General features: G+C 67.4%; 8 protein-coding genes and 2 pseudogenes. 8 read left to right on the forward strand and 2 right to left on the reverse strand.

What is annotated here, in order from left to right; genetic code table 11:
• Window positions 1-70 precede the first annotated feature (70 nt).
• From MHEC_RS10550 to MHEC_RS10560, 3 genes and pseudogenes are all read left to right on the forward strand, one after another.
• Window positions 71-421, forward strand: a pseudogene (locus tag MHEC_RS10550) (helix-turn-helix domain-containing protein); the annotation flags it as partial.
• 79 nt (window positions 422-500) lie between these two features.
• Entirely contained in the window at window positions 501-4082 is a 3582-nt protein-coding gene (gene cobN / locus MHEC_RS10555; RefSeq protein WP_048893495.1) for a cobaltochelatase subunit CobN, read from the forward strand.
• Between the two features lie 4 nt (window positions 4083-4086).
• Window positions 4087-4470 carry a PPOX class F420-dependent oxidoreductase gene (locus tag MHEC_RS10560; RefSeq protein WP_048893496.1) on the forward strand — a complete coding sequence of 128 codons (384 nt, stop codon included), beginning with the start codon at window positions 4087-4089 and terminating at the stop codon, window positions 4468-4470.
• On the opposite strand, the gene MHEC_RS10565 is transcribed toward MHEC_RS10560, so the two are convergent.
• Window positions 4467-5162 (reverse strand): dienelactone hydrolase family protein, encoded by a 696-nt coding sequence (locus MHEC_RS10565; protein ID WP_048893497.1) that lies wholly within the window; start codon window positions 5160-5162, stop codon window positions 4467-4469. The genes MHEC_RS10560 and MHEC_RS10565 overlap by 4 nt on opposite strands.
• Before the next feature lie 91 nt (window positions 5163-5253).
• On the opposite strand from MHEC_RS10565, the pseudogene MHEC_RS25005 reads away from it, so the two are divergent.
• The 3 genes and pseudogenes from MHEC_RS25005 to MHEC_RS10575 form a co-directional block, all read left to right on the forward strand.
• Window positions 5254-5412: pseudogene (locus MHEC_RS25005) on the forward strand (amidohydrolase); the annotation flags it as partial.
• Between the two features lie 103 nt (window positions 5413-5515).
• The gene (lnt, locus tag MHEC_RS10570; protein ID WP_048893502.1) at window positions 5516-7483 is read left to right on the forward strand and encodes an apolipoprotein N-acyltransferase; all 1968 of its coding nucleotides are present in this window, start codon (window positions 5516-5518) and stop codon (window positions 7481-7483) included.
• Window positions 7480-8286 carry a polyprenol monophosphomannose synthase gene (locus MHEC_RS10575; RefSeq protein ID WP_048893499.1) on the forward strand — a complete coding sequence of 269 codons (807 nt, stop codon included), beginning with the start codon at window positions 7480-7482 and terminating at the stop codon, window positions 8284-8286. Before lnt ends, MHEC_RS10575 begins: the two co-directional genes overlap by 4 nt.
• Here the strand turns inward: MHEC_RS10575 and MHEC_RS10580 are convergent.
• Window positions 8261-8599 carry an RNA polymerase-binding protein RbpA gene (locus MHEC_RS10580; protein WP_048893500.1) on the reverse strand — a complete coding sequence of 113 codons (339 nt, stop codon included), beginning with the start codon at window positions 8597-8599 and terminating at the stop codon, window positions 8261-8263. The genes MHEC_RS10575 and MHEC_RS10580 overlap by 26 nt on opposite strands.
• Window positions 8600-8752: 153 nt before the next feature.
• On the opposite strand from MHEC_RS10580, the gene MHEC_RS10585 reads away from it, so the two are divergent.
• A complete protein-coding gene (locus MHEC_RS10585) occupies window positions 8753-9085 on the forward strand; it encodes a hypothetical protein (RefSeq protein ID WP_172442115.1) in 333 nt (110 codons plus the stop codon).
• 38 nt (window positions 9086-9123) lie between these two features.
• Window positions 9124-9246, forward strand: a complete 123-nt coding sequence (locus tag MHEC_RS24710; protein ID WP_264016585.1) for a hypothetical protein — start codon at window positions 9124-9126, stop codon at window positions 9244-9246.
• Window positions 9247-9360 lie beyond the last annotated feature (114 nt).

Raw genomic sequence — 9360 nt, forward strand, 5'->3', positions numbered from 1 at the left:
TCGGCATCCGGTGCAAGCCGCAAGCGGGTCGACGTGGCCGATACTGGCCCGCGATGAGCAGTTTCGCCAGGCGCTGGCGCTTGCCGCTGACGCGGCCGCTCAGGCTGCGCGCGAACATGCGCGCAGCGGACGCCGCGGCAAGGAATTGGAGTCGTCGACGCGGGCTCACTGGCTGGCCACCCGGGGCGAGGTCCGAACCCCGGCGGTCAAGGCCGCGGTGCAGCCGCTGCCCATCACCGACCGGGAACGTGAAGTCGCAGTGATGGTCGCGGCGGGGTTATCCAACCGCCAGATCGCGGACCGGCTTTCGGTGTCGGTGCGCACGGTGGATGGACACCTGTATCGCATATTCGCCAAACTCGACATCCAAAGCCGCGAACAGCTTGCCCGACTTCTCAGCGGCTCCCGATCGGGGACCTAAGCGGCACGGCCGTCCGCGCGCAGCCCGCCCCGCCGACCTCGAGAACGCCGAGTGATCGCCGTTGCGGTACGAATGACGGGTGCCCGATCCGACCGTGCTGTTGTTGTCGACGTCCGACACCGATCTGATCACTGCGCGCGCCTGCGGCGCGAACTTCCGATGGGCCAGCCCGGCACGCCTGCTTGACGGCGAGCTGCCGGGGCTGTTGCGGGGCGTCGATGTCGCGGTGGTCCGCATCCTCGGCGGCTACCGGGCCTGGCAGGACGGCATCGACACCGTGCTTGCCAGCGGGGTGCCCACGATCCTGGTCAGCGGAGAACAGTCGCCGGACGCCGACCTGACCGAGCGCTCCACGGTGCCGGCCGGTATCGCGGTGCAGACCCACATCTATTTGGCCCACGGCGGGGTGCCCAACCTCCGGCAACTGCACGCGTTCCTGTCCGACACGCTGCTGATGACCGGTTTCGGCTTTGGCCCGCCGGTGAGCACACCGATGTGGGGTGTGCTGGAGCGCACGGCCGCCGACGTCGACGGCCCGACTATCGCCGTGCTGTACTACCGCGCCCAGCACCTCGCCGGCAACACCGCCTACATCGACGCGCTGTGCCACGCACTCGAAGCCGCCGGTGGCCGTCCGCTGCCGGTCTACTGTGCCTCGCTGCGCTCCGCAGAACCCGACATGCTGGAGACATTGGCCCAAGCCGACGCAATGGTGGTGACCGTGCTGGCCGCCGGGGGAGTGACCCCCGCTAAATCCGCCGCTGGCGGTGACGATTCCTGGAACGTCGAACACCTTGCCGCCCTGGACATTCCGATCCTGCAGGGGCTGTGCCTGACTAGCTCGCGAAAACAGTGGCAGGACAACGACGACGGCCTCAGCCCGCTCGACGTCGCCAGCCAGGTCGCGGTGCCGGAGTTCGATGGGCGCATCATCACGGTTCCGTTCTCGTTCAAGGAGATCGACGACGAAGGGCTGATTTCCTATGTCCCCGATGCCGAACGCTGCGCGCGGGTTGCGGGCTTGGCGGTGCGGCACGCCCAGCTGCGCCGGGTCGCCAACGCCGACAAGCGAGTGGCCGTCGTGTTCTCCGCCTACCCGACCAAACACGCGCGGATCGGCAACGCGGTCGGACTGGACACCCCGGCCAGCGCCGTCAAGCTGCTGCGCGCGATGCGTGAGCATGGCTACCGGATCGGCGAGATCCCCGGCGTCGACGCACAAGATGGTGACGCGCTTGTGCATGCGCTGATCGAATGCGGCGGCCAGGATCGCGACTGGCTTACCGAGGGCCAGCTTGCTGGTAATCCAATCCGGATGTCCGCCAAGGACTATCGCGCGTGGTTTGCCACGTTGCCTGCCGATTTCACTGACGCGGTCCAAAAGCATTGGGGCCCGCCGCCCGGTGACCTGTTCGTCGACCGGACCAGGGACCCGGACGGTGAGATCGTCATTGCCGCACTACAAGCCGGCAACGTCGTGCTCATGATCCAGCCGCCGCGGGGTTTCGGCGACAATCCCGTGGCGATCTATCATGACCCCGACCTGCCGCCCAGCCATCACTATCTGGCCACCTACCGCTGGCTGGACACCGGCTTCGGCGCTCACGCCCTGGTGCATCTGGGCAAGCACGGCAATCTGGAGTGGCTGCCAGGAAAGACGCTGGGCCTGTCGGCGGCCTGCTCCGCCGACGCCGCGCTGGGCGATCTGCCGGTGGTGTACCCGTTTTTAGTCAACGACCCGGGCGAAGGCACCCAGGCCAAACGACGCGCGCACGCCGTGCTCGTCGACCACCTCATCCCGCCGATGGCTCGTGCCGAAACCTACGGTGATATCGCCCGGTTGGAGCAACTGCTCGACGAGCACGCTGCCGTCGCCGCGCTGGACCCCGGCAAGCTGCCCGCGATCCGCCAGCAGATCTGGACCCTGATCCGGGCCGCCAAGATGGACCACGATCTCGGCCTGACCGAACGCCCGGAAGACGACTCGTTCGACGAGATGCTGCTGCACGTCGACGGGTGGCTGTGTGAGATCAAGGATGTGCAGATTCGCGACGGCCTGCACATCCTGGGTGAACGGCCGACCGGAGAAGCTGAACTGAACCTGGTATTGGCGATCCTGCGATCTCGTCAACTCTTCGGCGGCCAGACAACGGTGCCCGGTCTGCGCCAAGCGCTGGGACTGGCCGAGGACGGCACCGATGAGCGCACCTGCGTCGACGCGGCCGAGACCCGAGCCCGCGAATTGCTAACAGCGTTGCAGGCCGCCGGCTGGGATCCCGACGCCGCCGAGCGGCTTACCGGCAACCCCGATGCGGCGGCGGTGCTGCGTTTCGCCGCCACCGAAGTGGTGCCCCGGCTTTCCGGCACGGCTAACGAGATAGACCAGGTGCTGAAGGCTTTAGACGGCCGCTTCATCGCCGCAGGACCCTCCGGCTCGCCGCTGCGCGGCCTGGTGAACGTGCTACCCACCGGGCGCAACTTCTACTCCGTCGATCCCAAAGCGGTGCCGTCCCGGCTAGCGTGGGAAACCGGTGTAGCGTTGGCTGATTCGCTGCTGGCGCGTTATCGCGACGATTACGGGTGCTGGCCTCGTTCGGTCGGCATTTCAGTGTGGGGCACTTCAGCGATGCGCACTGCTGGCGACGATATCGCGGAAGTTCTTGCGCTGCTTGGGGTCCGGCCAGTGTGGGACGACGCGTCGCGGCGAGTCGTGAATCTAGAGCCAATTCCGTTGGCGGAACTCGGCCGCCCTCGCATCGACGTGATCGTGCGCATTTCCGGTTTCTTCCGGGACGCGTTCCCGCACGTGGTGACCATGCTCGACGATGCGGTACGGCTGGTGGCCGACCTCGACGAACCCGTCGAGCACAACTACGTCCGCGCCCACGCACTGGCTGACTTTGCCCAGCATGGCGATAAACGCAGATCCACCACAAGGGTTTTCGGTTCGAAGCCGGGCACCTACGGGGCGGGGCTGTTGCAGCTGATCGACAGCCGCAACTGGCGCGACGACGCCGACCTGGCCCAGGTGTACACGGCGTGGGGCGGATACGCCTACGGGCGCGACCTGGACGGCCGCCCCGCGACCGACGACATGACCCGCCAATACCGGCGCATCGCGGTCGCTGCCAAGAACACCGACACCCGCGAGCACGACATCGCCGACTCCGACGACTACTTCCAGTACCACGGCGGCATGGTGGCCACCGTGCGGGCGCTGACCGGGCGGGCGCCGGCGGCCTACATTGGCGACAACACCCGTCCGGACACGATCCGCACCCGCACTTTGTCGGAGGAAACCACTCGCGTCTTTCGCGCCCGCGTCGTCAACCCGCGGTGGATGACCGCGATGCGCCGGCACGGCTACAAGGGCGCCTTCGAGATGGCCGCGACGGTGGACTACCTCTTCGGCTACGACGCCACCGCGGGTGTCCTGGCCGACTGGATGTATGAGCAGCTCACCGAGCGCTACGTGCTCGACGCCGAAAACCGCAAATTCATGGCGGAGTCAAATCCGTGGGCACTGCACGGGATGGCCGAACGGCTGCTGGAGGCGGTCAGCCGCGGAATGTGGGCCGAGCCGCAACCGGCCACCGTCGAGGGATTGCGGCAGGTGCTGCTGGAAACCGAGGGTGATTTGGAAGGGCATTTGGAAGGGTAGAGAGATGCACCCCACTTTTGCCGACGTTGCGAAGTCCCGCTACATCCTGCTGACCACATTCACCAAGGACGGCCGGCCGAAACCAACACCGATCTGGGCGGCCCCAGACGGTGACCGGCTGCTGGTCATCACGCAGGAAAAGTCCTGGAAAATCAAGCGCATCCGTAACAGCCCACGGGTCACCCTCGCGGCATGCGATCTGCGTGGCCACCCGAAAAGTGAGGCCATCGAAGCGACGGCGACCATCCTGGACAAGTCGCACAACGCCGCGGTCTACGACGCGATCGGCAAGCGGTACGGCATCGTTGGCCGAGTATTCAACTTCTTGTCCAAATTACGCGGCGGCATGCGAACCAACATCGGGCTCGAGCTTCGCCCGGCCGGTTAACTTCGCAGATATCGGCCGAAGAACGCGAACACGCGGGCCCAGGCGTCTTCGCTGGCGGCTTCGTTGTAGCCGAATCCGGTGATGCGCAACAGTGGCTGGGCAGGCAGCTTGTTGGCGAAGCTGTGGCCGGCGCCGGGGTAAACCTTGACGTCGTTGGGAATGCCCTTGTGCTCCAAAACCCGGTGCAGACGATTCGGCGCGCCGATACCCAGCGGGTCGCGGCTGCCGAAGCTTGCCACGATCGGGCATGCGCCGTCCAGAGTTTCGCTGAGGTGACGGGGCAACGGTGTGCCGTAGAACGGCGCGGAGGCACCGAATCCCCTGGGCGCCATTACCAACGCGAACTGCCCGCCCATGCAGAAACCGGCGATTCCTATCCGTCCCGAGCATTGCGGCAGCGACTGCAGGTAGTCGCGGGCGGCCAGGATGTCGTCGACCGCGGCGCCCTGCTTGCTGAACAGATCACGAAATACCCGCATGACGCAGCGAGCCCTGCCGCCGCGCGCGAACAGGTTCGGTGTGATCGCCACATATCCCGCCGCGGCGACGTGATCGGAGATTCGCTGCTTGTCGGGCCCGTAGCCGATCGCATCGTGGATCACCACTACGCCTGGCCAAGGACCCTGCCCGTCGGGGACACTCAGCAGCGCATCGATCGGGCCGGCCGGGGTGTCAATCTCGATGGTGGTCATGACGCTTATCTAACTGCAGCCGCCGTGGAAGTTCGACGGCGTGCTCGGCGCGCTGGCATTCATCGGCAGCCACCTCCGTCTCACCCGGCCCAATCAATTCGCGCTGTTAGCATCGCAAGGCGTGCCCCCCGCGTTCGGTTCCGACGCCACGGTGGCGGGCGAGGACCCGTGGGCCGCGGCGCGCGCGGCCGCCGGTCACTGCACGCCGGGCAGTGCGGTGTCGCTCCGGGCGGTGTTGGCGCCGGGGACCCCCTTGTGGCGCGGTCGGCAAACGGTTGGTCGGGGTGCGGTCAGCTGTGGCTAGCACGCCCAGGCGGTTTCACCGAGCGGGCCGTTTCGCCGACGCCACCGAGATCATCCCGGCCGTCGATGACGAGGACACCGGCGCCCTTCCCGTCCACCCCGACGCCGGTCCGAGTGCCGACCCTGCGGTCGATGACGACGCCGCCGACTTGGCGGACGCTCCCGACGCCCGCCCGACACTGCGCCAGCGGTTGGCCGAGCTCGGTACCGCGGGTCTGGTGTGGCTGCGCACCGCGTTGCTGCCGCGGCTGGGCAAGGCCGTGGTGCCGCGATTGGCGCGGCTGTGCGCGACGGTCGCGGCGGCGCTGTTGCTCTGTGCCAGCTTCCCCAGTTTCAACTGGTGGTGGGCCGCTGTCGTCGCGTTCGCGCTGCTGGCCTGGGTGCTGATCGATCCTGCCACCAGACTCGTCGGTGGCCTGGGATACGGCTATCTGTTCGGGCTGGTGTTCTACGTGTCGTTGCTGCCGTGGATCGCCAAGCTCGTCGGCCCGATGCCACTGGCGGCGCTGGTGGTTGTGTGCGCGCTGTTTCCCGCGATCTTCGGGCTGCTGGCCGTGGTGGTACGGGCGCTGCCCGGCTGGCCGATCTGGTTCGCGCTGGTGTGGGCGGCACAGGAGTGGGCCAAATGCACGGTGCCGTTCGGCGGGTTTCCGTGGGGGGTGGTGGCCGCCGGCCAAACCGCGGGCCCGTTTCTGCCGTTGGTGCGGTTAGGCGGTGTTTCGCTGCTGTCGACGGCGATCGTGCTGATCGGGTGCAGCCTGACCGCTTTCGCGATGGAAACCGTGCGGTGGTGGCGGCGAAGCGGCGCCGGCACCGCCGCCGCCGGCACCGCCGATACTGCCGCCGACATGCCCCCGGCGGTGGTGGTGCCGGGGATCTGTATCAGCCTGGTGCTGCTGGCCAGCGTCATCGTGTGGCCGCCGGTGCGGCATGCGGGCGCCGGATCCGGGAACGACGCCACCGCCACTGTGGCCGCTGTCCAGGGCAACGTTCCCCGACTGGGGCTCGATTTCAACGCTCAACGTCTTGAAGTGCTGCGCAACCACGTCCGGGAGACGCAGCGGCTCGCCGACGACGTCCATGCCGGCCGCGCGCCGCAACCCCAGTTCGTTGTGTGGCCGGAGGACGCGTCGGACATCGATCCATTGCGCAACGCCGACGCCAGCCAGCAGATCACCGCCGCTGTCGACGCGATCGACGCACCGATCCTGGTCGGCGCGCTGACCGATCTTCCCGGGGCCAGCGGCAAGGAACCGGCGGCGCGCAACACCGTGATCGTCTGGAACCCCGGCACGGGGCCGGCCGATCGTCACGACAAGCAGATCGTGCAGCCATTCGGCGAGTACTTGCCCTGGCGGAGCTTTTTCCGCCACCTCACCGCGCTCGCCGACTGGGCGGGCAACATCGTGCCCGGCGACAGCACCGGCGTGGTGCATGTCGCCGGCGTCCCGGTCGGCGTCGCCACCTGCTGGGAGGTGATATTCGACCGGGCGCTGCGGGAATCGGTGCGCAACGGCGCGCAACTGCTGACCACGCCCGCCAACAACGCCAACTTCAACCAGCGGATGAGCGAACAGCAGCTGGCCTTCTCCAAGATCCGCGCCGTGGAGCTCGACCGCTATGTCGTCGTCGCCAGCAACACCGGGATCAGCGCGGTCATCGCCCCAGACGGCCGCGAGGTGGAGCGCACCGAGTTCTTCGTGCCCGCCTACCTGGACACCCAGGTACGTCTCAAAACCACCCTGACGCCGGCCGCCCGCTGGGAGCCGCTCGTCCAATGGATGCTGGTCATAGCCGGCGCGGCGGCACTGCTCGCCGCCATAAGGCACAATGGGTGGTTCCCGCGTCCCAAGCGCAGCGGCCGGCCGATGGACGACTCAACTGCGCCCGAGGACGCATCCGGCGGCGTCCCGCTCGACGAGGGCGACGAGATTTCGTCCGATGCAGGTGGCGACCAAGCCCCCGCCGAAGGCGGCCGACACGCAGCCCGGTCCGGGCCAGACAAAGGAGCGACATGACCACCGGCCAGTCGACATCCCGTGGTACGGGCGAGCGTCCCAGCCAGCGCACCTTGGTGATCATCCCGACCTTCAACGAGCGGGAAAACCTGCCGCTGATCCTGCGGCGGCTGCACCAGGCTCGCGCGGAGGTGCAGGTGCTGGTCGTCGACGACGACAGCCCGGACGGCACCGGCCAGCTCGCCGACGAATTGGCAGCCGCGGATCCCGATCGGCTGCACGTGATGCACCGCACCGCCAAGAACGGGCTCGGGGCGGCCTATCTGGCCGGCTTCGGCTGGGGACTGGCGCGCCAGTACTCCGTTCTGGTCGAGATGGACGCCGACGGCAGCCACGCGCCCGAGCAGTTGCACCGATTGCTCGACGCGGTCGACGCCGGAGCCGACCTGGCGATCGGTTCGCGCTACGTGGAAGGCGGGACCGTACGCAACTGGCCGTGGCGGCGGGTGGCGCTGTCCAAGGTGGCCAACACCTATTCGCGGCTAATGCTGGGCATCGACGTGCACGACATCACCGCCGGCTACCGCGCCTACCGGCGCGAGGTGTTGGAGACCATCGATCTGTCCGCGGTGGATTCGAAAGGCTACTGCTTTCAGATCGACCTTACCTGGCGCACCATCAGCAACGGCTTCACCGTTGTCGAGGTGCCCATCACGTTCACCGAGCGTGAACTCGGGGTGTCCAAGATGAGCGGCTCCAACATCCGCGAAGCGATCGTCAAGGTCGCTCAGTGGGGGATCAGCGGGCGGCTTGACAGCCGATCACGCCGGGGCGCCCTCAGCTACCGCGACGGCGCTGCCTGATGATTTCCAGACGCTCCTTGAGCAGCTCGTCGAGCTCCTCGATGGTGCGGCGCTCGAGCAGCATGTCCCAGTGGGTACGTGGCGGCTTGACCTTCTTCGGCTCGGGCTGATCACCCTCGATCAGGACACCTTCCATGCCGTTGCGACATAGCCAGGTGCCGGGGATCTCGGCATCGTCGGCGAACGGAACTTCGAACTCCTCGCCGTTTTCGGTCCGGTACCGAGCAATCTGACGCGGCGCCAGGTCATGGTTGCGGTCAGTCTCGTAGCTCACGGCTCCGAGGCGACTACCCCTCAGCACGCGGTCAGCCATGGGCTTACTCCTCCGAACTCCTCTGAGCTAAAACTCTACGGGTTGACAACGCTATTGCGGAGTCGCGCGTTCCCGGGACCCACGCCGTCACCGTGCGCGACGCGGCCTCCCATGATACCGGGATCACGGCGTGCTCCGCGTTACAGTTCGGGCGTGGCCCGTCGCATACGACCCCGGCCGTGCCGCTGGTGTGGTCGCGACATCGCGGAGAACGGCACGGGCCGGCGGCGGCTGTACTGCCGGCAATCCTGTCGGCAACGGGCTTACGAACAGCGGGCATTGACCGGCGGCGCCAGGCCACTGCCGGCTGACGCGGTGGTGCTGTCGGCCCGTGAGGCCGTTGAGCTCGCCGATCGTGTCTATCAGGTGCGGTGTGCGGCTGAGGACGTGGCCACGGCGCTGGACGAAGGTGCTGAAAGAGCGGAATTGCGCCGACTGTGCGACACGCTGCTGCGCGCCGTGCACGCGGTCGACGGCTGGCGCTAAGTCCCTGTTACCGCCGGTCGCCGGAGAGGTTGACCACGGTGACCGCCGCCACCGGATGGCAGGTACAGTCGCGCCATGACGGCTGGGCTGAGCGGTTGGCCGCGGGTCTGGCCGCCGAATCGGGCGGACAACGCGACGTGGCAACAGCGGGACGGATATAACGCCGGGGGATATCGGAAGTGTTGGACAATCGTGCCGAGGTTGGCCTTGCTCACCACTGATGGTGAGCGGTCGCGAACCAGAACTCTTGGCGCGCGCTAAGCCCGCTTTCACCG

Origin of the sequence: Mycobacterium heckeshornense (assembly GCF_016592155.1) — a bacterium.
In the GTDB taxonomy this organism is placed as follows: Bacteria; Actinomycetota; Actinomycetes; order Mycobacteriales; family Mycobacteriaceae; genus Mycobacterium; species Mycobacterium heckeshornense.

Coding starts and splice junctions, on each gene's coding strand:
- MHEC_RS10560 (WP_048893496.1), top strand. CDS start 4,087: ATGCACCCCACTTTTGCCGACGTTGCGAAGTCCCGCTACATCCTGCTG.
- MHEC_RS10565 (WP_048893497.1), bottom strand. CDS start 5,162: ATGACCACCATCGAGATTGACACCCCGGCCGGCCCGATCGATGCGCTG.
- MHEC_RS10575 (WP_048893499.1), top strand. CDS start 7,480: ATGACCACCGGCCAGTCGACATCCCGTGGTACGGGCGAGCGTCCCAGC.
- MHEC_RS10580 (WP_048893500.1), bottom strand. CDS start 8,599: ATGGCTGACCGCGTGCTGAGGGGTAGTCGCCTCGGAGCCGTGAGCTAC.